This window comes from Candidatus Vondammii sp. HM_W22 (assembly GCF_022530855.2).
Lineage (GTDB): Bacteria > Pseudomonadota > Gammaproteobacteria > Chromatiales > Chromatiaceae > Vondammii.
Map to the genome: position 1 here is coordinate 1,552,169 of NZ_CP099567.1, position 22,874 is coordinate 1,575,042.

General features: G+C 50.6%; 21 protein-coding genes, 1 tRNA gene and 5 pseudogenes. 14 read left to right on the top strand and 13 right to left on the bottom strand.

Features of this window, described 5'->3' with window-relative positions; all coding sequences use genetic code 11:
* Window positions 1–2: 2 nt before the first annotated feature.
* The 9 genes from alr to rnr form a co-directional block, all read right to left on the bottom strand.
* Window positions 3–1,082: an alanine racemase gene (gene alr, locus MN084_RS08660; RefSeq protein WP_445083923.1), complete on the bottom strand. Its 1,080-nt coding sequence runs from the start codon at window positions 1,080–1,082 to the stop codon at window positions 3–5.
* Window positions 1,082–2,485, bottom strand: coding sequence for a replicative DNA helicase (dnaB, locus tag MN084_RS08665; protein ID WP_241087234.1), 1,404 nt, complete (start codon window positions 2,483–2,485; stop codon window positions 1,082–1,084). The genes alr and dnaB overlap by 1 nt, the downstream gene beginning before the upstream one ends.
* 235 nt (window positions 2,486–2,720) lie before the next feature.
* Window positions 2,721–3,179 carry a 50S ribosomal protein L9 gene (rplI, locus tag MN084_RS08670; protein ID WP_241087233.1) on the bottom strand — a complete coding sequence of 153 codons (459 nt, stop codon included), beginning with the start codon at window positions 3,177–3,179 and terminating at the stop codon, window positions 2,721–2,723.
* Between the two features lie 30 nt (window positions 3,180–3,209).
* Window positions 3,210–4,082: a DUF2232 domain-containing protein gene (locus tag MN084_RS08675; RefSeq protein ID WP_330178537.1), complete on the bottom strand. Its 873-nt coding sequence runs from the start codon at window positions 4,080–4,082 to the stop codon at window positions 3,210–3,212.
* Between the two features lie 117 nt (window positions 4,083–4,199).
* A complete protein-coding gene (gene rpsR / locus MN084_RS08680; protein WP_241087231.1) occupies window positions 4,200–4,427 on the bottom strand; it encodes a 30S ribosomal protein S18 in 228 nt (75 codons plus the stop codon).
* 60 nt (window positions 4,428–4,487) lie between these two features.
* Complete coding sequence (gene rpsF, locus MN084_RS08685; RefSeq protein ID WP_241087230.1) at window positions 4,488–4,916, bottom strand: 30S ribosomal protein S6; 429 nt, start codon at window positions 4,914–4,916, stop codon at window positions 4,488–4,490.
* 157 nt (window positions 4,917–5,073) lie between these two features.
* Window positions 5,074–5,517 carry a hypothetical protein gene (locus tag MN084_RS08690; protein ID WP_241087229.1) on the bottom strand — a complete coding sequence of 148 codons (444 nt, stop codon included), beginning with the start codon at window positions 5,515–5,517 and terminating at the stop codon, window positions 5,074–5,076.
* Window positions 5,518–6,042: 525 nt separating this feature from the next.
* Window positions 6,043–6,786, bottom strand: coding sequence for a 23S rRNA (guanosine(2251)-2'-O)-methyltransferase RlmB (gene rlmB, locus MN084_RS08695; RefSeq protein ID WP_241087228.1), 744 nt, complete (start codon window positions 6,784–6,786; stop codon window positions 6,043–6,045).
* An 89-nt stretch (window positions 6,787–6,875) separates the two neighbouring features.
* Window positions 6,876–9,227 (bottom strand): ribonuclease R, encoded by a 2,352-nt coding sequence (gene rnr, locus MN084_RS08700; protein ID WP_241087227.1) that lies wholly within the window; start codon window positions 9,225–9,227, stop codon window positions 6,876–6,878.
* A gap of 128 nt (window positions 9,228–9,355) precedes the next feature.
* Here rnr and MN084_RS08705 point away from each other — a divergent pair.
* From MN084_RS08705 to MN084_RS08715, 3 genes and pseudogenes are all read left to right on the top strand, one after another.
* Window positions 9,356–9,442: transfer RNA gene (locus MN084_RS08705), tRNA-Leu, on the top strand.
* A 384-nt stretch (window positions 9,443–9,826) separates the two neighbouring features.
* Window positions 9,827–10,276 carry a tyrosine-type recombinase/integrase gene (locus MN084_RS08710; protein ID WP_241087226.1) on the top strand — a complete coding sequence of 150 codons (450 nt, stop codon included), beginning with the start codon at window positions 9,827–9,829 and terminating at the stop codon, window positions 10,274–10,276.
* Between the two features lie 447 nt (window positions 10,277–10,723).
* Window positions 10,724–10,873 (top strand): annotated as a pseudogene (locus MN084_RS08715) (hypothetical protein); the annotation flags it as partial.
* 179 nt (window positions 10,874–11,052) lie between these two features.
* On the opposite strand, the pseudogene MN084_RS08720 reads toward MN084_RS08715, so the two are convergent.
* The 3 genes and pseudogenes from MN084_RS08720 to leuA all read right to left on the bottom strand — a co-directional run.
* Window positions 11,053–11,470, bottom strand: a pseudogene (locus MN084_RS08720) (transposase); the annotation flags it as partial.
* Between the two features lie 407 nt (window positions 11,471–11,877).
* The gene (locus MN084_RS19570) at window positions 11,878–11,997 is read right to left on the bottom strand and encodes a helix-turn-helix domain-containing protein (protein WP_445083924.1); all 120 of its coding nucleotides are present in this window, start codon (window positions 11,995–11,997) and stop codon (window positions 11,878–11,880) included.
* A gap of 77 nt (window positions 11,998–12,074) precedes the next feature.
* The gene (gene leuA, locus MN084_RS08725; protein WP_241087225.1) at window positions 12,075–13,742 is read right to left on the bottom strand and encodes a 2-isopropylmalate synthase; all 1,668 of its coding nucleotides are present in this window, start codon (window positions 13,740–13,742) and stop codon (window positions 12,075–12,077) included.
* Window positions 13,743–14,033: 291 nt separating this feature from the next.
* On the opposite strand from leuA, the gene MN084_RS08730 reads away from it, so the two are divergent.
* On the top strand, window positions 14,034–14,498 hold the full coding sequence (locus tag MN084_RS08730) for an Lrp/AsnC family transcriptional regulator (RefSeq protein WP_241087224.1): 465 nt from the start codon (window positions 14,034–14,036) through the stop codon (window positions 14,496–14,498).
* Window positions 14,499–14,527: 29 nt separating this feature from the next.
* On the opposite strand, the gene MN084_RS08735 is transcribed toward MN084_RS08730, so the two are convergent.
* A complete protein-coding gene (locus MN084_RS08735; RefSeq protein WP_241087223.1) occupies window positions 14,528–14,890 on the bottom strand; it encodes a hypothetical protein in 363 nt (120 codons plus the stop codon).
* A gap of 591 nt (window positions 14,891–15,481) precedes the next feature.
* On the opposite strand from MN084_RS08735, the gene MN084_RS19575 reads away from it, so the two are divergent.
* The 10 genes and pseudogenes from MN084_RS19575 (at window position 15,482) to sthA (ending at window position 22,852) form a co-directional block, all read left to right on the top strand.
* Window positions 15,482–15,544: a hypothetical protein gene (locus MN084_RS19575; protein ID WP_445083954.1), complete on the top strand. Its 63-nt coding sequence runs from the start codon at window positions 15,482–15,484 to the stop codon at window positions 15,542–15,544.
* 244 nt (window positions 15,545–15,788) lie between these two features.
* On the top strand, window positions 15,789–16,175 hold the full coding sequence (locus tag MN084_RS08740; RefSeq protein ID WP_320416481.1) for a transposase: 387 nt from the start codon (window positions 15,789–15,791) through the stop codon (window positions 16,173–16,175).
* Window positions 16,176–16,520, top strand: a complete 345-nt coding sequence (locus MN084_RS08745) for a hypothetical protein (RefSeq protein ID WP_330178480.1) — start codon at window positions 16,176–16,178, stop codon at window positions 16,518–16,520. It begins immediately after the preceding gene.
* A 33-nt stretch (window positions 16,521–16,553) separates the two neighbouring features.
* A pseudogene (locus MN084_RS19580) lies at window positions 16,554–16,730 on the top strand (transposase); the annotation flags it as partial.
* A 22-nt stretch (window positions 16,731–16,752) separates the two neighbouring features.
* Complete coding sequence (locus MN084_RS08750) at window positions 16,753–17,115, top strand: transposase (RefSeq protein WP_330178481.1); 363 nt, start codon at window positions 16,753–16,755, stop codon at window positions 17,113–17,115.
* A 319-nt stretch (window positions 17,116–17,434) separates the two neighbouring features.
* Window positions 17,435–17,820: pseudogene (locus tag MN084_RS08755) on the top strand (transposase); the annotation flags it as partial.
* 64 nt (window positions 17,821–17,884) lie between these two features.
* Window positions 17,885–18,963 (top strand): IS3 family transposase gene (locus MN084_RS08760; RefSeq protein ID WP_330178482.1). Its coding sequence is split into 2 segments (ribosomal slippage): window positions 17,885–18,137 and window positions 18,137–18,963, totalling 1,080 coding nucleotides; the frame shifts between segments, so codons are not numbered across the junction.
* Window positions 18,964–19,043: 80 nt separating this feature from the next.
* Window positions 19,044–19,265 (top strand): annotated as a pseudogene (locus MN084_RS08765) (transposase); the annotation flags it as partial.
* Between the two features lie 301 nt (window positions 19,266–19,566).
* Window positions 19,567–21,399: a GNAT family N-acetyltransferase gene (locus MN084_RS08770; RefSeq protein WP_241087219.1), complete on the top strand. Its 1,833-nt coding sequence runs from the start codon at window positions 19,567–19,569 to the stop codon at window positions 21,397–21,399.
* Window positions 21,400–21,454: 55 nt separating this feature from the next.
* Window positions 21,455–22,852, top strand: a complete 1,398-nt coding sequence (sthA, locus tag MN084_RS08775; protein ID WP_241087218.1) for a Si-specific NAD(P)(+) transhydrogenase — start codon at window positions 21,455–21,457, stop codon at window positions 22,850–22,852.
* The last annotated feature ends 22 nt before the right edge of the window (window positions 22,853–22,874 follow it).

A 22,874-nucleotide genomic window follows, 5' to 3' on the forward strand; every position in this document is an offset into this window, starting at 1 on the left:
GATCAGTGTGCCTCCCGTTCAATAAACTCAACTCGGCCGGTCACGCCGCAGAACAGTTCATATGAGATAGTCCCGGTCAGTCCGGCAATCTCTTCCACCGGCAATCCAGCCCCCCAGAGAACAATAGGATCGCCTATCTTCGCTTCGGGTTGGTTACGCAGGTCCACCGTGATCATATCCATGGAAACTCTTCCCACCAGGGGCACACGCCGGCCATTGAGCAGAACGGGCGTTCCGGCAGGCGCGTGTCGGGGATAACCATCGCCATAACCGACGGCAACCACACCTACCGGCATCGCTTCCGGGCAGCGCCAGGTTCCGCTATAGCCAATCGGCGAACCCTTGGGGTAGTGGTTGATGGCGATCAGCCTGCTCTGGAAAGTCATCACCGGTTTGAGTCCATCATCGGCTCCGGTGCCGTTGATAAAGGGTGATGCACCATAGAGCATAATACCGGGCCTCACCCAATCTGTACGGGCATCAGGCCAACCGAGAATGCCGGCTGAATTACCGATGCTGATCCGAGTCCCGCACGCTTTTGCCAATGGAAGAAAACGATCAAATTGGGCTTTACTGGTTGGATCGCCGAGGTCATCTCCATTCGCCAGATGAGTCATCAAACCCACCTCACCAGCAACCGATGAAAGCTGTGACACGGCTTTCCATGCATCCAGGGCCTGATCAGGCTGAAAGCCGACGCGGTGCATACCGCTATCCACCTTGAGCCAGCAGCTAACCGGTTTATCCAGTGGCTGCTGCTTGAGAGTCTCCAGCTGTTCAGTCTGATGGATAGCCAGTTCCAGCTGATGATGTGAAGCGGCGGCCAGCTCCTGCTGATTAAAAAAACCTTCAAGAATCAGCAGTTTTTGTTGAAACCCCGCTTCTCTGAGTTTCACACCTTCTTCAACCCGTGCCACAGCAAACGCATCCGCATCGGCCAGGGCAGCAGCCGCGCGTAGCATGCCATGGCCATAGGCATTGGCTTTGATCACTGCAAAAATACGGCTATTCGGAGCACACTCCCTGACACGCTGAAGATTGTGCCTAAGGGCAGAGAGATCAAGCGAGGCACTTGGGCCCATCAATAGCCCTCGTCCCGATAGATGTCGTCGATGTAATTCTCAAATTTGGTGAACTCGCCGAGGAAGGTCAGAGGTATCATTCCAATGGGACCGTTACGCTGTTTGGCGATGATGATCTCGGCACGTCTCTTGTCCGAGCTGTCTTCGTTGTAAACCTCATCCCGGTAGATAAAGATCACGATATCCGCATCCTGCTCGATGGCGCCCGACTCACGCAGATCTGACATGATAGGACGTTTATTGGTGCGCGACTCCAGACTGCGGTTGAGCTGAGAAAGAGCGATCACCGGCACATTGAGCTCTTTGGCCAATGCTTTCAGGGAGCGGGAGATAGTGGAAATTTCGTTGGTTCTGTTGTCAGAGGAACCCGGCACCTGCATCAACTGCAGATAGTCGATCATGATCAGTCCCAGTTCACCATGCTCACGCATCAGACGCCGCGACCGGGCACGTATATCCAGAGGGCTCATTGCGGGTGTATCGTCGATAAACAGTTTTGCCTCTGCCAGCAGGCTCACCGCAGAGGTGAGGCGCGGCCACTCATCATCTTCCAATTTACCGGTACGAACCCGGGTCTGGTTGATCCTCCCCAGAGAGGACATCATACGCATCGCCAGCTGTTCGCCCGGCATCTCCATGCTGAATATTGCCACGGGTTTGCCACTGTTGATTGCCACGTTCTCTGAAATATTCATCGCGAGAGTGGTCTTACCCATGGATGGGCGGCCTGCCACGATGATCAGATCAGAACCCTGAAGACCGGAGGTCTTGTTATCCAGGTCTGAAAAGCCGGTACTCAAGCCGGTGATCGGTTCATCCTGTTCGAACAGGGTCTCAATCCTGTCCACCGCCTTGGTCAACAGAGACTTTATCGGCTGAAAACCACCGCGATTCTTGGCCCCCATCTCTGCAATCTCAAAAACTTTACTTTCAGCAACGTCCAACAGCTCGGGGCTCTCCCGTCCCTCCGGAGCAAACCCGCTATCGGCAATTTCGGTGCCGACACGGATCAGTTGGCGCATGACCGAGTGCTCACGCACGATATCGGCATAAGCACGAATATTGGCGGCACTGGGGGTATCCTTTGCCAGACGGCCCAGATAGGCCAGGCTACCGGCATCATCCAACTGACCATGCCGCTCAAGGGCTTCGGAGAGAGTAATGACATCGAAGGGCTGAGTCCGGTCAGCAAGAGATTCAATGGCGCGGAATATCAGCTGATGCTCACGACGGTAGAAGTCACCCTCCACCACCCGGTCCGCAATCTGATCCCAGGCACTGTTGTCCAGCATGAGACCACCCAGAACCGACTGTTCTGCCTGAACGGAGTATGGCGGTATCCGCAGTGCTTCCGCAGTGCTGTCCATAGAGAAGTCATCGGTGGGGAATGCAGATTCTTGCATGGGGTCTCGGATTCGGTGGTTTCAATGGTAAAAGGATACGGGAAAAATGGCCTCGCGAACAATTCGAAAATCAAGCATAGCCATTATCGATTCGAAAACCAGAGGGAAAGGGCCGCAAATGCAAAAAAAGCCGGGGCTGGACACAATCGGGGTGTCCGGCCCCGGCTTTTTCAGATGGATCCAGTTGGTTGCCGGGTAATGGATTCCATTACCCGGCAACCAACCTGTACAGCGATCACTCTTCTTCGGCTTCAGCTTCAATAACCAGCTTTACGATGGCATCCACATCCGTGTGCAGGTGCACATGCACCTCGAACTCACCGGTGGTGTGGAAAGGACCTTCCGGCAACCGGACTTCCCTCTTGACCAGCTCAGCACCAGCGGCGGTAACCGCCTTGGCAATATCCGCAGTACCGACAGAGCCGAACAGACGACCCTCGTCACCCGCTTTGCGGGCAACTGTGGCAGTAATGCTCTCAAGCTTGGTTTTGCGCGCTTCAGCAACCGTCAGCGTCTCCGCCGCCTGCTTCTCAAGCTCGGCACGACGCGCCTCAAAGGCGACGACATTATCCTTGGTAGCTGCAACAGCTTTTTTGGAGGGAATCAGGTAATTCCGGCCATAACCGGATTTAACATTAACCTTGTCACCCAACCCGCCAAGGTTATCTACTTTCTCTAACAGAATAACTTCCATCGTTATTACCCCTAAACAGGTGTTAAATCTTCAGCCCGTCTCTCCCGGCCCTTTGCCGGAGCTAAGGCGAGCTCTGAAATCAAACCATGCGTCTACAAATCCTGCTGCTGCCAGTGCGGTAACCGCATGTGGCAAAGCAATCAGCAGTAGCGCGTATATACCTATCAACCAAGCTCTGTTTGCACCGATCAGTCCCAGTACGCCATGAGCCAAGGCCAGTCCGTGAAAAAACCAGGCCGACAGCAACAACATAGCCACGTACTCAAGCCAAGTGACCTGCCCATCGTTGAGTAGCATCAGGCCCAAGATCACTGCAGTGACAATAGCCACGGCCCGAGGCAACCTCAGTTGATGGTACTCCTGGCGAAAACCACCCGGATGGTACAACTTTGCCTGCCACCAGCGGGCCAACAACATCGAGGCCATGGACTGCAACAAAAATCCAACGGCGACCAGTCCGGGCATCCACTGGGACATCTCCCGGAGAAGGACCGACTGCTGGCTTTTCTCCACGAGTTGCGACTCAGTCATCGACTGAATAAATGGCTCCAGCAAATCATGCCACTGGGCAACCGGGTCCTCCACCTGGAGGTACTGGCTGGCCAGCATCACCAGGGCCAGAACCACCCCACCCTGGAGGGTCAATGCCAAAGACCGGCTGGCTCTCAACAACATAGCCAGTAACCAACCTGGCAGCCACATCACCAGAAAAAAACCGATTACCGGTAGGGCATTGCCCAGCAAAACCTGGGCTAAAACGCCACTGGCCAACCCGGTCAGCAAAAGAACAACAGCACCGGCAGCAACTCCACTTCGCAGGGTTACCAAAGCAACCACCGCACAACTGAGAATACTCACAGGCGGAAACAGGAGTGACAAAATAGCCAGCACGGTGGCTGACATCACGGCCTGGGATCTGCCCCGCATCACAAAGGATGCTAACGATTGCATATCGTCTTTAGCTCAGTATCAAACAGCGTCCGGCACACATGAAAACCTGGTGCCGACCGATAAACCGGCTTACTGATGGCTATCAGTGTACGGCAGCAGAGCCAGGAAACGCGCCCGCTTAATGGCAGTACCCAGCTGACGCTGGTACTTGGCCTTGGTGCCGGTAATACGGCTTGGCACAATTTTTCCGGTTTCGCTGACAAAGGCTTTCAGCAGGCCAAGATCCTTGTAATCGATCTCGGTGATGCCTTCAGCGGTAAAACGGCAATATCTTCTACGACGAAAATAACGCGACATGTCTATCCCTCAATTGAATCTGGTATTAGGCCGCATCTGGCGGCCATTAAAACTGGGTGCTTATGCTTGAGTATCTTCCGATTGCTCTGGCGCTTCCGGCTTCTCCACCTCAGTAGCAGGCGCAGCTCCTGGAACTGGAGCTGGACGGTTTGCAGAATCATCACGATCATCTGCAATTTTCACCAGTGGAGATGGCTCAGTGATCGCCCGCTTGCATTTGATAACCAGATTACGCAATACGGCATCATTAAAGCGGAAGGCATTTTCCAGCTCAGTCAGGGCTTCATCACCGCACTCAATATTCATCAGTACGTAATGAGCCTTGGGCAGCTTCTGAATGGGATAGGCAAGCTGGCGTCGGCCCCAGTCTTCCAGACGGTGGATAATACCGCCCTTGGCCTCGATGCTTGAACGGTAACGCTCAATCATACCGGGCACCTGCTCACTCTGGTCCGGGTGGACCAGGAACACAATTTCGTAATGTCTCATTGTTTCCCCTTAAGGATTAAAACAGCCTCCCGCATTCAGCGATGAGGCAAGGAGTTAGGCAGGGATTTCATTTCACTCCCTTGCCAGGAAACCGGGCATTCTACATCCCTACAGGCCCTACTGCAACAGGGATTTTCGACTGCCAGGGAGAGCGGACTCAAGAGAGGATGGCATCCAGTTCATCTTCGGAATAGCCAACACTCTTGTCATGTTTTTTGATCAGAGCCTCATTCGCCAACCGCCGAGCCTCTGTTTTCTCTTTGCTCTGCTCCAAGAAAAATTCATAGCGATTTCTCAAGTAGCTGAATTTCTTCCACGACTCTTTGTGGTTGGTCGCCACCCCACGACTGTGGGATTTACCAAACGGATCAATCTCGGTCTCTTCAACAACGCCGATCGCTGAATCGTTCCCCATCTTACGCTGCAGTTTTGTAATCTGCTTTTCACGCTGACTCAGATCAATCTTGAGTTGCTTGATTTTTTTCTTGGAATCCACCTTCTGAGCATCCGCTTTGCCTGCTTTTTTCTTCAGGCATTTTAGCTCTTTTTCCAGTTTTTTCTTACCAGCATGTCTTCGATTTCGTGATGCATTTTGAGACATCCCAGACCCCACAAAACGCTCTCGATCTTCGACAACCTGTTATTGCCCGCCGCCCTGCGGTACGGTGCCGCTTTGCCACACCATCGTTTCACTCGGCGCAGGGTAAGCAGTGCGGCCTCACGGCTATCGGGGACTGCCGGCCTTGGCCAGTGTGGTTATATACTTTTCCAGATTGTATCGGCGAATTCACTGCCCAATGTAATTATAGGCTACAATGTCTCTCTCTTTTCGAGAGCCGCCTTCACTTCCGAAAGCTCATCGACCAGTAGCATCAGGCCAGATTGAAATTAGCAATAGTCCGGCTTGTTTGCCCTCTTCCAGAACGATTTCAACGACGACAACGAAAGGCCAAGGACCGAGGTGTGGATTGCGGAATATCTTGCGTGAATACCGGATATCTGGTGAGCCAGAGTGACAAGATGGGTCATGAAGTCATTCTACCAATAGCCATCAGCCTGTCGAGTTTGAAAAAAATCGTTATAGAAACCTGGATAAACATTTTCTATATTGTCCAATATGGGCCTGTTATGAGCGCTGCCTGACCACCTCGAACAGACAGATTCCCGCCGCAACGGAGACATTCAGACTCTCTACACACCCAGCCATGGGAAGGCTGGCCAGCTGGTCACAGGCCTCCCGGGTAAGACGACGCATCCCTTTCTCCTCGCCACCCATAACGATACCCAGCGACCCCTTCAAGTCGCTGTTATAGAGGCTGGTCTCCGCCTCCTCCGCTGCACCCACCAACCAGATACGCTGATCATTCTGTAACCACTTAAGGGTTCGGGAGAGATTGGTCACTTGGAAAAACGGTAATTTTTCTGCCGCGCCGCTGGCGACTTTACAGGCGGTTGGGGTTAAGCTGGCAGACCGGTTCTTGGGGGTAATGACAGCATCGACACCTGCGGCTTCTGCGCTTCTAAGACAGGCCCCCAAATTGTGCGGGTCCTGGACACCATCCAAAATCAGCAGAAACGGTTTGTGATCCAGGTTTTGCAACAGCTGTTTCAGCGCCTCTTCACCCAGCGAAGCCGGCGCGCGGGTACGCGCTATCGCCCCCTGGTGATTGGCATCCGGCACCAGTGCGTCCAGCTCATCCCGATCCACCTGGTAAATCCGGACCCCGGTCTCTTTCGCTAGGCCGATCACCTCTCTGATCCGACGATCCCGGCGTTTGCTCTCCACCCATATCTCCAACACAGAGTCGGCACCGTGCTTTAATGCCGCGCGAACACTGTGGAAACCCACTACCAGTTGGCTTGTACTCACCACTTGTAACCTTTCAGTAAATCAGTCACGGGATTTGCCAGTGGGTGATTTTCCCCCACTTCTCTTTTTCTTAACCGCCATCCCTCTCCTTATACCTTTTTGGTTTTATCCTTTTTTTGCACCCGCTTCTTCGCCATCTTCTTTTTCGCCTTTTCCTGTTTTTTCTGAGATACCGGTTTTTCAGATACAGTGGCAGATGTTTTTTTCCGGCTACGTCTTCGACTACGGCGGGGTTTGTCAGCACTTGGGGTTGCATCAGTATCCAGCACAAAATCGATCTTCCGGTCATCCAGATTGACGGCGGCAACCTGAACCCGCATTGAATCACCCAACCTGAAAATTCGCCCGGAACGCTCACCGGTCAAACGGTGCCCAACCGGATCGAAGTGGTAATAGTCATGATTCAGAGCCGTAATATGCACCAAGCCATCCACATAGATCTCATCCAGCTCCACAAAAATACCGAATGAGGTGACACTGGTAATGATGCCGTCAAACAAATCACCGATCTTATCCATCATATATTCGCACTTGAGCCAGGATGCAACATCCCGGGTTGCCTCATCGGCTCTGCGCTCGGTGGATGAACAGTGCTCTCCCAACCCCTGGAGATCATGTTGGGTGTAGGTGAAATCCTCCGCAGTGCCACTGATCAGTAGATGCTTGATAGCACGGTGAACAATCAAATCCGGATAACGCCTGATGGGTGAGGTAAAATGGGCATAGGCCGGAAAAGCCAAACCAAAGTGCCCCTGATTCTCAGCACTATAGACTGCCTGAGAGAGTGACCTTAATAAAACTGTCTGGATCAAATGGGCGTCAGGCCGACCTTTCACAGACTCCAACAGATCGGCATAGTCCTTGGTCTGAGGTTTCTCGCCACCGGGAAGCTTCAATGCCAACTCACCAAGAAACTCCTTCAGATTAAGCAGTTTTTCAGCCTTGGGCCCTTCATGGTTGCGGTAAAGAGCTGGCAATTTCTTGCGTAGCAACAACCTTGCAGCTGCCACATTGGCCGCCAGCATGCACTCTTCAATAATACGATGGGCATCGTTGCGCTCCAGCGGCACAATACGCTCCACCTTATGTTCATCGTTAAACAGGATACGGGTTTCTGTCGTGTCAAAATCGATAGCGCCCCTTACGCTTCTGGAGGTGTGCAGCACATCATAGAGGGTGTAGAGCTCATGCAGATGAGGCAGCAGATCAGCATGCTTTTTACAAAGCTCAGGATCCCCTTCTATCAGCATATCAGCCACCTCATTGTAGGTGAGCCGTGCATGGGAACGCATCACCGCTTCATAGAACCGCGAACGGGCAATATTACCCTCTTTACTGATATAGAGATCGCAGACCATGCAGAGGCGGTCAATCTCAGGGTTCAGTGAGCAGAGGCCATTGGAAAGCACCTCCGGCAGCATGGGGATAACGCGGTCGGGAAAATAGACCGAGTTGCCCCGCTCCCGTGCCTCCTTATCCAGGGCGCTGCCGGGCATCACATAGCTGGATACATCGGCAATGCAAACCAATAAACGCCACCCGTTTGGCTTGGCTTCGCAGTAAACGGCATCGTCGAAGTCACGGGCATCGGCACCATCGATTGTAACCAGAGCAAGATCGCGCAGATCCACCCGACCCTTCTTCGCTTTTTCCGGTACTTTTTTACCGAGATGGCTGATTTCAGACTCGACGGCACCCGGCCACTCAACTGGTAGCTCATGGGTACGGATAGCGACATCCGTCTCCATTCCCGGCGCCATATGCTCTCCCAGCACTTCCACAATACGGCCGATAGGCTGGGTGCGTTTGGTGGGCTGCTCAACAATCTCCGCTACCACCATCTGGCCATGCCCGGCATTTTTCAGATCATCGCTAGGCACGACGATTTTCTGCTGGATGCGCTTATTGTCCGGCACCACAAAGCCAAGTCCATGTTCCAGATAGAGACGGCCAACCACCTGGTGGTTGCCGCGCTCCAGTACCTCAACAACAGCGGCCTCTTTACGCCCCCGGTTGTCAACGCCAACCACCCTGACTACTGCCCTGTCGTCATGCAGCAGCACCCGCATCTGCCGGGGTGAGAGAAAGAGATCCCCCCCCCCCTCATCCGGCTTGAGAAAACCAAAACCATTACTGTGCCCGATCACACGCCCTGCAATCAGATCCTTGCTGTTTACCAGACAGAAGCCACCCCGGCGATTACGCACCAGTTGGCCATCCCGCTCCATGGCATTAAGACGGCGGCGCAAGGCCTCCAAATCCTCTTCAGTCGACAGATCCAGCTCTTCTGCCAGCGCCGCCATTTTCATAGGAGCGGCTAACTCAGCAAGCTTCTCCACGATAAATTCCCTGCTGGGAATTGGGTTCTCGTACTTATTCGCTTCTCTTCTCTTATATTGGTCCAGATCTCTGGCGGTTTTCTTACGTGTGCGCTTTGCCACAAGGCATATCCTGTCAACTTGAATAATCCTGTATTGTACCGTTGACAAGCCCCCGATGTCGCTGTAAAGTTCGCGGCCTCTAGCGACAAGCGGCATGCAGCAATGTGCTGTCTTGCCGAAATGAGTAGGCCGAGGTGGTGAAATTGGTAGACACGCTAGCTTCAGGTGCTAGTGGGCTTTGGCCCATGGAGGTTCAAGTCCTCTCCTCGGCACCACTAATTCTCTGTAACCCCATCTTTTAAAAAGAAAAGACAGCTATCTGCGGGCGCACACGCACACCGTTGACACACTTTAACGCCGTGCTATATCCTTCAATGCCTCGCATTATCACGCATGAGATCACGCAATGGCGGCCTACAGGAAAACAGGTAAAGGCTGGAGAGCAGAAATCTGGCTGATTAAGGAATCAGGAGATCAAAGGTATGGCCCAGTAAGACCCAGGCTACCGCATGGGCAATAAAAATTGAAGCTGATATTCTGGAAGGGGCTGTAGCTGGACCGGGCAATAAAACAGTCTCCGACCTGTTGGATAGGTACGCTAGAAGAGGTATCAAGCAAGAAGAAAGGGGCTAAGTGGGAAAATATCCCGAATCAACCTCATGCAGCGCGATCCTATTGCCGCTGTACGGCTCGATATCCTTTCACCGCAGCACTTTGCAGACTGGCGCGATAGACGCCTGGAAACAGTCTCTAACGCGTCTGTTCGTCGTGAGTGGAATATCCTGCCAAGCGCCATGAATATCGCTGTCAGGGAATGGGAATGGATATCTAAGAACCCACTGCCAAAAGTAACCAAGCCACCGCCAACAAAAGCCAGAGAGCGGCTGATAACCCAGGATGAGATTGACCAGGTACTCTATGCCGCAGGGGATAATTACGATAACCTGATATCAAGAGCAGGACTGGCCTTCCTGTTTGCCATTGAAACCGGCATGAGGGCTGGAGAGATTGCCGGACTGAGAAAGGTCGATATTGATTTAAGTCAAAGAGTGGCGCATCTGCCAGAAACCAAAAACGGCACATACAAGAAACATCCCTCTGTCCACTGAAGCCGTACGCCTCCTCTCTTTGGTGGGTTCAGACTTCAAGCTGACATCTGACCAGATTTCCTACCTGTTCAGAAAAATCAAGGGGCGGACACTCATTAAGAATCTGACATTCCACGACTCTAGGCATGAGGCGATTACCCGATTGGCTAAAAAGTTGGATGTATCTTGATCTGGCCAGAATGGTAGGTATCAGGGATTTAAAGACATTGATGGTGTACTACAACGAGTCAGCGCAGGAGATAGCCAAGCGCTTGAGCTAGTCGTTTACTTCCCCCAGTGCTATAATAACCCCGGCACCGCGCCAGTATGGGGTTCTGGGGACATTCCGTCCTAAAGTGACACTTATCGCTACAGCCCACGCCTCATAAGGCTTCTAGAGGTGCCTTAATTTTCGAAATCACTGCAATATCCCAATTATAGTAATATTCCGGCTTTTACGAGAAGCCTATGCCTTATAAAGAACGCCTGACCGTACTCCACGAAGCAGAAATTAACGATTTATATGGCGTTCCCAGCCTGTCACTGGAAGAAAAACGTATCAGTTTTACTCTGAATGATCTGGAGCAGGACGTTATTAAATCCATCAGGGATCGCAATCATAAATGCTATGCTATTGCTCTGCTGGGTTACTTTAAGATCAAGCCCATTCAGCTCAATCCGGCCTACGCTGTTGTCATTCGGAAAACCGCCCTTGGCTTTTGTCAGTTTCCGGAATTATCGATGCACTGCTTCAATAGAGTTAGTCGTATAAATAACTCGACGAATGTCCCCGGGGTATCGTTCACCCCCCGATTTTGTAAATCACTCAGTATGCCCAACCAGAAATCAGCGCCCTCACTTTCGGACAGGTATAACCCCAACACTTCTTTTTTGCCTTCAATATTCGGCCCAAGAACGGTATAAACAGCGCGATTTTGGTAGCGGCCTTGAGCCCTTTACTTTGTAGTGAATTGCGTCCAGCCAAACAAGAAAGGATAATGCGAATCCAGTGGGCGCTGTTGCTAGGCTTTTACAGTATCGATTATTTTGTCGGTTATCGCTTTGATTGCTGCGGTAGAGACCGAGATGCCATAGAGATCATGGACAATGTTCACTGATATCGGAATAACTCAAGCTCCGGCCATACATCGACAAGATCCTGGTTTCAATCTCATCGCTGACACTGGTTTGATGCTTCTTAATAATTTGGGGCTCAGCTTAGCGGCAACCAGTACGCGGCTCTTTCTTTCCACATGGGTGGCAATGCCACCTGAGCCCTTAGCTCCCCCAACACTATCACCTTCCCAGTGACCAAAGCGACAACGGTTGCCAATACTCAAAGAGCGATCATGGATGCTGACACGATTGTGTACAAACCACGTCCAATCCCGTATTGCTGCTGTCTTAGACGCTTTTTGTGCCGCCTCAGCAGATGTTGGTACAAAGAACCGCCCTGTGCCGCATCCTCGTATATCCATCGATAGATACCTTCTGGGCTAATTCGCAGGCGGGCACTTCGAAGATGATCCAGCTTGAGGCGTCCAACCATTGTTTCCTGTGACCAACCCCCCCGTAACTACTCAATGACACAATGCAATCGCACGTTCCTGCGCAAACTCATCCTAGTAACAGGCCATGAGTCGACCATTGCGTTTCACTTCACGTGAGATGGTGTGATGACGAACCAAACGACGACCAATATCTCGATAACTTAAACGCCAATGTAAAAGGTGCATAAGCATAGGCGTTCTTTTGCACTAAAATGACGACAAGAGATGGTTTGTGGTGCATTTTGGAGTTGAGAATCCACCTATCGCTGTCATGCCGCAACAACCTGCTCCATCTGCGCCCTGTTCAATGCAGATAAAACCGCTTTGAGCGAAGCACTGACGGTGTCGTGATCGAAGGATACGCCTGACACCCGCTCACCACCCACATTAAGCTGAACATAGGCCACTGCCTCTGCATCAGTGCCTTCGCCAATGGCATGTTCACTGTAATCGACAACATTAAGGTGTTGGCCGCTGTGACGAACCCAGGCATCGACAAATGCAGAGATAGCGCCCTCGCCTTCACCATGCAGTTGTTGCTTGCTGCCGTTGTTAAGCACTGTGGCTTCGATCACATCACGACTGTCGTGATTCAATCGGTAGCCAAGCAGTTGCAACTGCTCCTGATCAGGAATAAAGTACTGCAGAAACAGCCTGTGGATTTCACTACTCTCAATCTCACCGGTTTTCCGTTCACTGACCCGCTGAACCTGCTGAGCCAGCTCCACCTGTATCCAGCGCGGCAGCCTGAGGCCATAGTCGCGCTCCAGCACAAATGCGACACCACCCTTGCCCGACTGACTGTTTACCCGAATTACCGCCTGATAGTCACGACCTAGGTCCTTTGGATCGATCGGCAGGTAAGCTACTTGCCAGGGTTTATCCGGTTGCTGCAGATGGAGACATTTATTAATTGCATCCTGATGACTGCCGGAAAAGGCAGTATAAACCAGTTCGCCCACCCAGGGGTGCCTGGGGTGTACCGGCATGCCGGTACACTCTGTCGCCACCTGGATAATCTGATCCGGATTGGAGAGATCCAGTTGCGGGTTCACCCCCTGACTATAGAGGTTCATTGCCATGGTCACTATGTCGCAATTTCCCGTCCGCTCGCCATTCCCGAGCAGCGTGCCCTCAATCCGGTCAGCGCCGGCTAAAAGTGCCAGTTCGGCAGCACCGACGGCACAGCCCCGGTCATTATGGGTATGCACCGAGAGAATAATGCTGTCACGTCGGCTGATATGCGTGGCAAAGTACTCCACCTGATCTGCGAACAGGTTCGGTGTAGCGACTTCGACTGTGGCCGGCAGATTGATAATACAGGGGCGTTCCGGCGTTGGTTGCCACTCATCCAGCACTGCTTCACACACCTCTACCGCGTAATCCATCTCGGTACTGGTAAAGCTTTCCGGTGAATACTGGAACACCCACTCAGTCTCGGGGTACTTCTCTGCCTCCTGGCGTAAAAGCTCAGCACCATGGCGGGCAATAGCAGTAATTCCCTCCTTGCCTTTCCCGAACACCCGTTCACGTTGCACGGTAGATACGGAGTTATAGACATGGACAATCGCCAGGCGCGCCCCTTTAAGGGATTCAAAAGTCCGGGCAATAAGCTCTTCCCTGGCCTGGACCAGTGCCTGTACCGTCACATCCTGAGGAATCCGGCCCTCCTCGATCAACCAGCGAACAAAATCATAGTCCGGCTGGCTGGCTGAGGGAAAACCGATCTCGATCTCCTTAAAACCAAGCTCGACCAACAAATTCCAGAGCCGCCTCTTCTGCCCGACATTCATCGGTTCCAGCAGTGCCTGATTACCGTCACGCAGGTCAACACTGGCCCAGATAGGCGCTCGCTCAATAGCATGCTCCGGCCACTGGCGACTAGCTAACGGGACCGCAGGTGCGGGACGGTATTTGCGGTGGTCAAACGGTTTCACAATCTACTCCTTTAAGTTAAATCGATATAGATCCGTTGGTGACGGAGTTCAGCCAATCTTCTGATGGAGGATGTAGCTTTGGCAGCCCTTGTGAGGCCAGCCTTAATGGCATCTGCCGGTTAAAACAGAAGCCTGAATCTATCCGCGGTAACGGATAAACATAGATTAAGCCAAACAGGCGGGCATTTGTTTGCTTAATTAACCCTAATTTCAATAAATATGTATTTTATCTTGCTAAATAAACTAATATATTGGCTATATATTGCTAATAAACTAATTAGAACACAATTTATGAAGATTGATCGTTATGATCGCAGGATTCTAGAACTCCTGCAGCAGGATGGCCGAATCAGCAACCAGGATCTGGCCGAGCAGATCGGCCTCTCCCAGTCACCCTGCCTGCGTCGGGTCCGCGCCCTTGAGGAGAACGGGCTGATAACTGGCTACCGGGCACTGGTGGATGCAAAAATGCTGGGATTGAGCCTGCAGGCACTGATCCACATCTCGATGGACCGCCATACACCGGAGCGTTTCTCCAACTTTGATGCAACGGTAAAAGCGCTGCCAGAAGTACTGGAGTGTCTGCTGATCACCGGGCAGGACGCCGATTATCAACTTAAAGTGATCGTACGGGATATGGAAGCATATCAATCGCTACTGCTGAATAAGATCACCCGCATAAAAGGTGTCACCGGAGTTCACTCCAGTTTTGTCATGCGCCAAGTGGTGGACAGAACGGCAATTCCCCTGCCCTAAGCGCCTGTATCAATACTATTTCTCCGCTTTCACAGAAAGCTACCCAAGGCAGTAAAAACGACGCCTCCCAGCAAAAACAACACCCCTGCCAGCATCAGCCTCCCTGTCATCAATGAAGGAACCAATGAGAAGCTTGTGGCTATTCCGCCCACAACAGCCCCATAGGCAATGACTTTTTCCCGGGAATAAAGCGCAGCCCCGATTCCCATCACCAGAAGAAATAGCGGGAGGCCAAAAGCCAGGGGTATAACTCTTCCGTATTCGGCGTGAAGAGGATGGCTCTTCGTCAAGAGTGTCAGCCCTGTTACAAAAAAGAGAAAAATCATCTGTGCCAGTAAGCCCAACACAATAATCGTTGCAACCCCTGCCAGGAGGGCTTTCCAGTGAACCAATGAAGTTACTCCTCAGCCTATCATGCAGAGTCCATACAACTGCGGTCAAGCGATTTTTCAGCAGACAACCGGAAAATGCAAATATTGCAAGTTCTCAGTAATACCCTACAGAACAGAGTATATGTAAGTGATTTTGGACTTCTTGAGAACGGCCCAAATACGGATTTATCTACTTGTTTCTGTTCTCCCAAATTGAGCAGTGGGTTACAGAAAATGGGCTAGGCTTATGAAGGTGAGGTGTACAAATAGTCTTCTTATCGTCGGGCCGAGAATACCAACAACGCACTCCGTCTCTTGACGATATTCACTATATGTTAACCTAGCGCACATTTGTATATTGATATAAGGGAGCCTCTAAAAACCTTCGCAAATAAGCGATGATAGTAACCAATTCAACCAACCATTGATAAAAGCCCTGCAACCGATTTTTTTTGGCCATCAAGGCCAACTTGAACTCCTTGAGCAACTGGGAGACCCGCTGCCAAAGCTGGAAAGGACCGTAGCCTAGGAGGCTTTTCGGGTATTGTTGGCTCTGTTTATAAAAACAGCGATCTCAGTAAAGGTGGGCGTCCACCTTACGATGCGGTACTGATGCTCAAGGTGTTGGTCCTACAGTATTTGTTCAATCTGAATGATGATCAAATAGAGTCCTAAATTCTGGATTACTATAGCTTTTATCGATTTCTTTGGCTGAGCCAGGAAGGTAAAGTACCCGATGCCAAAACGATTCTGGTGTATCGTGAGCGCCTGAAAGAATGAGGCCTTGTTGATAAACTCTTTCCAAAGCTGTTGATCCAGATTGATGCAGCAGGCTCTAGTGTTCGCAAGGGACAGATTCGTAGATTCCGTTATCGCTCCAGTACCCAAGCAACGTAATACGCGAAAGGAAAATAGGTAGATCAAAGCTGGGGACAGCCCTGAGGCATGGGGTGATAACAAATGCCGCCAGAAGAAGGCCCCCTGGACCATGAAGCATGGCAAAACCCACTATGGGTACAAAAGCCACATCAGAATAGATCGGCAGTACAAGGTCATTCGCAAGTACGTCATCGCATCAGCAGAAGTTCACGATTTTGCCCAGCAGGCCAATCGACTAGCGCGTAGCATCGGGCAGGGCAGCGTGAAGATACCGGGCTCTCCGGATTTGCTAGAGACTATCGGGCTTTGTCAGGTTTTTAGAGATTCCCTTAAGATCATAGCCGGAGAAATGGTGCACAATTCTGTGCGGTTGATAACGGTAAAGAATGTGCCTAGTTCAAGAAAATTGAAGAGGCCACAGGCATAAATGTTTACTTTGCTGATCCTTATTCCCCTGACGTATCACTTGGGAAGCGGGTCAATCAAGCGAACAACCCTGAGTCGAGCCAATCAAAATCTTTCTTCCGGTTTTTATGAAGAGCTCTTTGGGAAGTTATACGCACGCTGTCAAAGCGGCTCCCCCAGCCATAAATTCCGTTTTAAGAAGAAACTGTTTTCACTGGATGCTTCATTGCTTGATGTGTCGCTCAAGGTATTTCCTCAGGCTGAATACAATAAAATGAAAGGCGCCTACAAATTGCATATTGGGCTTGATCATGACGGTTTGATTCCAGCATTTGCAGCCGTTGCTTTGGGTAAAACTGGTGACTAAACACAGGCTAAACTCACGAGTTTCCCTAAAGGCAGTGTGCTCGTCTTCGACAAGGGGTATGCCGACTACACCTGGCATAACCAGTTGACTGAAAAAGGAATATTTTTTGTCACACGAATTCGGAGCAATACAAAATACCGTGTACTGGAACGACGAACAGTGAATAAATCACAGGGAATTACCAGCGACCAAATTATAGTACACTTCTGATCGGTCTAGAAAAAACAACCTGATGGCGGTCAGACGAGTCGGTTTTTATGATGCCAAAACCAATAAGCATAATGTCTTCATTACCAACCACCTTGACTGGTCAGCAAAGATTATTGCCGATATTTACAAGCAACGCTGGCAGGTTGAGTTGTTCTTTAAATGGATTAAGCAGAATCTCAAGATCAAAGCCTTTATGGGTAACACGGATAATGCTGTCATGACGCAGGTTTGGGTGGTGCTATGTATTTACCTGATACTGGCGTACTTAAAATTCCAGGCAAGAATCAGCCAAAGTCTTCAGCAGATGAGTCGACTGATCCATCTGGATTTATTTGCTAAGCGAGACTTGATACAGCTGTTTAGGCCCCGCCGGATCTGCAGATAGCCTCGCCTCAATTAGGGTTATTGTTTTCGCTGAAAATAAGTGGGACAGCAGTGACTACTACGCCATTATTTTTCTAGGCCATTCCTGATTAATTAAAGCAATCGTATACCATTGATTCATAAGATCACCAGTTCCAGGAAACCGATGAAACATCAAAGCTTAGAAGCCATGGGTTTTGAAAAATACCGAAAAAAGATCCGCAAGGAGCAGTTCTGGATGAGATGAAGCAAATCATCCCCTGGAAGGAGCTTGCGAGGTCATAGCACCCTGTTACCCAAATCCGAAGGACGCAGGTAGAAAGCCCATTGTTCTAGAGCGCATGCGGCGCACCCACTTTCTACATCACTGGTTTGAGCTCTCTGACGCTGCAGCGGAAGAAGCGCTTCATGATTCACGTGCCATGAGTAAGCTCGTCAGTATCGATCTGGGTAATGAGCCTGTACCGGATGAAACAACCATCGGCAATTTTCGCCATCTGATGGAAAGGAATAATCTTGGGGATGAGCTGTTTCGCTTGGTCAATGTTTACCTAGCCGAGAATGGTATGAAGCTCAACCGGGAAACTCCTTGTTGATGCCACGATCATCAATGCGCCAAGTTCAACGAAGAACAAAGAGAAAAGCCGTAATCCGGATATGCATCAAACCCGCAAAGGTAATCTAATGGTACTCTGGCATGAAGGCCCATATTGGCGTTGACCATTCCCCCAGAAATAGAGCCATGACAAGGATGAGATTTCCAATTAGTCTGTGTATTAGGAGATCTCAAGATGAAGAAGAAGCGTTACAGAGAAGAGCAAATTATTGGTGCCATCAAGCAGCATGAGTCAGGGGTAAAAGTTGATGACATTTGTCGTCAGTTCGGCATTTCAACCGGGTGCTTTTATAACTGGCGAAGCAAATACGCCGGGATGGATGTCTCAGAAGCCAAACGGCTCAAAGAGCTTGAAAGCGAAAACAACAAGCTTAAGAAGTTACTTGCCGAGAAAATGCTTGAAGCTGAGGCGATGAAGGATGTGCTCTCAAAAAAGTGGTAAAGCCTGCTGATAGAAAACAAATCGTGAGCTACCTTAAGTCGCTGTTCAAATTAAGTGAGCGTAGAGCTTGCCAATTAGTAGGCTTAAGTAGAACCGCTTTTCGGTACGTTACTCAATGGGGAAAAGATGAGCCTCTACGCAAACGGTTACTTGAGCTGGCAAAAAAGCATCCGAGTTATGGTTATTTGTTTTTACATGGCCTCCTGAGAGGAGAGGGGCTTGTGAAAAACAAGAAGCGGACCTACCGAGTCTATAACGAAGAAGGTCTTCAAGTGAGGACTAAAAAACGCAAGAAGATAATACGACCAAGAATGCCAACGATTATGCCCATTGGTAAAAATATACGCTGGTCAATGGATTTTGTCAGTGATCAGTTGGCTAATGGTCGCCGCTTTCGAGTATTTAATGTGATTGATCATTACTCAAGAGAAGTTATTGGCCAGCTCTCTGACTTCTCGATCAATGGTCACCAGGTCGCTCGTTTTTTAACTCAGGTGATTGAGCTAAGGAGCGCTCCGGATCAAATAATCTGCGACAACGGTACTGAGTTTACTAGCAAGGCGATGTTCTACTGGCAAAAAGAAAGTGGCGTTAAGCTAGGTTTTATTCAGCCAGGTAAGCCTACTCAGAATGCGTTTGTAGAAAGCTTAAACGGTAAATTCAGAAATGAATGCTTAAATCAGCATTGGTTCAGGTCCATTGATGACGCTAGACATGAAATTGATCAATGGCGAGAGCACTACAATCACGTGCGGCCTCATAGCGCATTAAATTATTTGTCACCTGTGGCCTTTGTGAATAGGGCCGCTTAGAATGAATTATCTCATCCGAGTCTTGGTATTAAGATGGGGGGAAGGTCACGCCAGAGGCCAAAGATTTTACCCAGAAGAAAGCCTGTCGTAATCGACAATTAACCGGACAAGAGCCATCAGCGAATCGATACAAATCGGGAACGCGCGCCAGAGTAAAGCATGTATTCGGTGTAATGAAGCAGCAGTTTGGTTTTAACAAGGTTCGCTATCGAGAGCTTGAGAAAAATACCCATTGTGTGTTTATCAAGTGTGCCTTGATTAATCGGGTACTGGCTAAGCGGTATTTATTAGCCATTTCATAGGCAAGTTGCGACTGAAAGCCCCGGAATAGCCAAAATTAAGGTCAAATCCGAGAATAACCCGGGTTGTTTTTACAAATATTCAAGATTGGATGGCAAGTGAAGTGAAAAACTTCAATTTTTCAGACCATCTCTATAGGGAATCGATTGGCGAAAGGTCACTGATCCAATGCTTGCAACTGTGGTGGAAAAGCTCAACAATCGAGCTCGGAAATGCCTCAATTACCAGATATCTAACGAAGTCTTTCTGACGAGTACAGGTGGTGTACTTGCAACTTGAATCCACCATTTACTGAGATTTATCATGACAAGCAAACTTTCCACTGATTGGCAGAAGCTCATCAAATCGGGCGACCGGATCTTCATTGGCTCAAATGCCGCAGTGCCCAATGTGCTGATACAGGATCTGATCGACAATGCCGGCCCGCTTCGTGATATCGAGGTGGTGCACATTCTGACCATGGGTAAGAATGCATGGGTCAATAAGAAATACCGTGATCTGTTTCGGGTCAATTCGCTGTTTCTCGGTCCAGGAACCCGGCGTGCGGTGGCTGGCGGCTATGCCGACTACACCCCCTGCTTCCTCTCCGAAATACCGGGCCTTTTCAAAGATCAGATATTGCCGCTGGATGCGGCGCTGGTATCCGTCAGCCCACCCGACAAACACGGCTACTGTTCGCTCGGTGTTTCAGTGGATGTGGTCTCATCAGCCTGCCGCTATGCACGCCAGATCATCGCGCAGATCAACCCGAAAATGCCGGCCACAAACGGTCACAGTTTTATCCACATGAGCCAGATCGATGCCTGGATGGAAGCGGAGGAGCCGCTGTTTGAACTTGAGGATCCGGAGATTGACCGGGTTACCGAACAGATCGGTCAATATGTCTCCATGTTGATCGAAGATGGTGCCACGCTGCAACTCGGCATCGGTAAGATTCCCAATGCGGTGCTGCACTATCTGAGCAACCACAAGGATCTTGGGGTGCACTCGGAGATGTTCAGTGACGGTATTATTGAGCTGATCAACAGTGGAGTGATTAACAACCGGCGTAAGACTTTTCACCGTGGCAAAACCATTACCACTTTCTGTCTTGGTACGCAGCGGCTCTACGATTTTGTACACCAGAACCCGCATGTCGAATTCTATCCGTCTGAGCACGTCAATAACCCGGCTAACATCGCCAAGAACGATCGCATGGTCTCGATCAATGGTGCCATCGAGGTGGATCTGACTGGTCAGGTGGTGGCTGACTCCCTGGGCTTCCGTTTTTACAGCGGCATTGGCGGCCAGGTCGATTTCATCCGTGGGGCGGCCATGAGCAAGGGAGGGCGTCCGATCATCGCACTGCCGTCGACTTCCAAGAACGGGACTGTCTACAAGATCGTTCCCTTTGTGACCCAGGGCTCCGGGGTGGCCACCTCACGCGGCGATGTACACTACATGGTTACCGAGTATGGCATTGCCACATTGCGCGGCAAAAGCATCCGCGAACGGGCATTGGAACTGATTCAGGTGGCTCATCCGAAGTTTCGCGACGAACTGCTGCGCGAAGTACGCAAGCACTATTGGGTGCCGGACTATCAGCTGCAGAAGCCGACCGATGTCCCTGAATGGGGCAACATGGAGGTGCGCAAACTGAAGCTGAAGGATGGTGAACGCTACAATCTGCGCCCATTGCAGCCTTCTGACGAGCGGCTGCTTCAGGAGTTTTTCTACTCGCACACCAAAGAGACTCTGTTGATGCGCTACAGCCACCATCCAAAGCAGATGTCTCGGGAGAAGGCGTCTGCGCTGGTGGCCGTCGATCAGGCGAAAGATCTGGCACTCTGTATCACCCAGTCGAAGGGTCCACGTGAAGAGATTGAAGCGATTGGTCGTTTCTACTATCTGGAGCAGAGTAATGCCGCCGAGGTTGCCTTTGTGGTCCGGGAGGCACTAAGGGGGCGTGGTCTGGCTAGGCGGCTACTGAAGGAGATTATCGCTATTGGCCGTCAACGCGGCCTCAGCAAACTGACCGCCAGCGTGCGTGCCGATAACAAACCGATGTTGAGAGTGTTTGCCAAAAATGGCTTTGTGCGGATGCCGGTCAGCGACATGCAGGAAGTTGTACTGGAGTTGGCGCTCGACGAGGAGTAAATGCGCAAGTGTCTGCACCTATACTGTCTATTCATAAAACTGAAGCAGAGAGCCGATGACAATAAAACATTATGACGCCATTATGATTGGCAGTGGGCCTGGTGGCGAAGGTGCCGCCATGAAGTTGACCAAATCGGGCCGTCAGGTCGCCATTGTTGAAAAACATGCCCAGGTCGGAGGCGGGAGCACGCACTGGGGAACTATCCCGAGCAAAGCGCTCAGGCACAACATCCAGATGCTGGTTGATTACAAAAGAAACCCTCTCTTCCAGCACACGGTTGAACAGATCAATATTGATTACCCTCAGCTTTTGACCGCTGCCGACTCGGTGATCCAGAATCAGGTCGCTACACGTTACCGCTACTATGCCCGTAATAAGGTAGAGATCATATACGGTATCGCAAGCTTTATTGATGCGCATACTCTGGCAGTGATTAACCCTGATGGCTCGGAAGACAAGGTCGAGGCCGATAACTTTGTTATTGCTACCGGCTCTTCACCCTATCATCCACAGGATATCGATTTCAGCCATCCCCGTATTCATGACAGTGATTCCATTCTCTCTCTGGCGCGCACCCCGAAGTCACTGACTATCTATGGTGCCGGAGTGATCGGCTGCGAATACGCCTCCATTTTTTGCAACTTGGATGTAAAGGTGAATCTGGTTGATACTCGTGACCGCCTGCTCTCTTTTCTGGATAATGAGATCACCGATGCCCTGAGTTACCATCTGCGAAACCAAGGTGTTGTGATTCGGCATAATGAGGCGTTCGACCAGGTTGAACCGATGGCTGATGGTGTGGTTCTTCACTGCAAGTCGGGGAAAAAATTCAAAACCGATATTCTGCTTTGGGCCAATGGCCGATCGGGAAACACTGCCGGAATGGACCTGGAAGAGATTGGCTTGGAGGTTAATCACCGTGGACAGATCAAGGTGGACAAGACTTACATGACCGCCTGTTCTCATATCTATGCGGTGGGTGATGTTGTCGGTCTCCCGGGGTTGGCCAGCGCCAGTTATGATCAAGGCCGGTTTGTGGGTGCCCATATTGTCGATGGTGAATGTGACTGGAGCATGATTGAAGACTTTCCCACGGGTATTTATACCAACCCTGAAATCAGCTCACTCGGCCGTACTGAAAGAGAGTTGACCGAACAGCAGGTACCTTATGAAGTGGGGCATGCCATGTTCAAGAGTATTGCCCGTGCCCAGATTACCGGTCATACCGTTGGCATGCTGAAGATACTGTTCCACAGAGAGACCCTTGAGATTCTGGGTATCCACTGCTTTGGAGAGACAGCGGCGGAAATTATTCATATTGGCCAAGCCATCATGGCCCGGGAAGGGGCCGCTAACAGCCTGCTCTACTTTACTGAGACCACATTTAACTATCCCACAATGGCGGAGGCTTACCGGGTCGCTGCTCTAAACGGGTTGAACAGAATTTTTTAACCAGACTATTCAAGCCACTCGA

Excerpts from the sequence above, each read along its gene's own strand:
- alr (WP_445083923.1), bottom strand. The coding sequence starts at position 1,082 with ATGGGCCCAAGTGCCTCGCTTGATCTCTCTGCCCTTAGGCACAATCTT.
- dnaB (WP_241087234.1), bottom strand. The coding sequence starts at position 2,485 with ATGCAAGAATCTGCATTCCCCACCGATGACTTCTCTATGGACAGCACT.
- rplI (WP_241087233.1), bottom strand. The coding sequence starts at position 3,179 with ATGGAAGTTATTCTGTTAGAGAAAGTAGATAACCTTGGCGGGTTGGGT.
- MN084_RS08675 (WP_330178537.1), bottom strand. The coding sequence starts at position 4,082 with ATGTCAGCCACCGTGCTGGCTATTTTGTCACTCCTGTTTCCGCCTGTG.
- rpsR (WP_241087231.1), bottom strand. The coding sequence starts at position 4,427 with ATGTCGCGTTATTTTCGTCGTAGAAGATATTGCCGTTTTACCGCTGAA.
- rpsF (WP_241087230.1), bottom strand. The coding sequence starts at position 4,916 with ATGAGACATTACGAAATTGTGTTCCTGGTCCACCCGGACCAGAGTGAG.
- MN084_RS08690 (WP_241087229.1), bottom strand. The coding sequence starts at position 5,517 with ATGTCTCAAAATGCATCACGAAATCGAAGACATGCTGGTAAGAAAAAA.
- MN084_RS08710 (WP_241087226.1), top strand. The coding sequence starts at position 9,827 with ATGCAGCGCGATCCTATTGCCGCTGTACGGCTCGATATCCTTTCACCG.
- MN084_RS19570 (WP_445083924.1), bottom strand. The coding sequence starts at position 11,997 with ATGCTTATGCACCTTTTACATTGGCGTTTAAGTTATCGAGATATTGGT.
- MN084_RS08730 (WP_241087224.1), top strand. The coding sequence starts at position 14,034 with ATGAAGATTGATCGTTATGATCGCAGGATTCTAGAACTCCTGCAGCAG.
- MN084_RS08745 (WP_330178480.1), top strand. The coding sequence starts at position 16,176 with ATGTTTACTTTGCTGATCCTTATTCCCCTGACGTATCACTTGGGAAGC.
- MN084_RS08750 (WP_330178481.1), top strand. The coding sequence starts at position 16,753 with ATGGCGGTCAGACGAGTCGGTTTTTATGATGCCAAAACCAATAAGCAT.
- MN084_RS08770 (WP_241087219.1), top strand. The coding sequence starts at position 19,567 with ATGACAAGCAAACTTTCCACTGATTGGCAGAAGCTCATCAAATCGGGC.
- sthA (WP_241087218.1), top strand. The coding sequence starts at position 21,455 with ATGACAATAAAACATTATGACGCCATTATGATTGGCAGTGGGCCTGGT.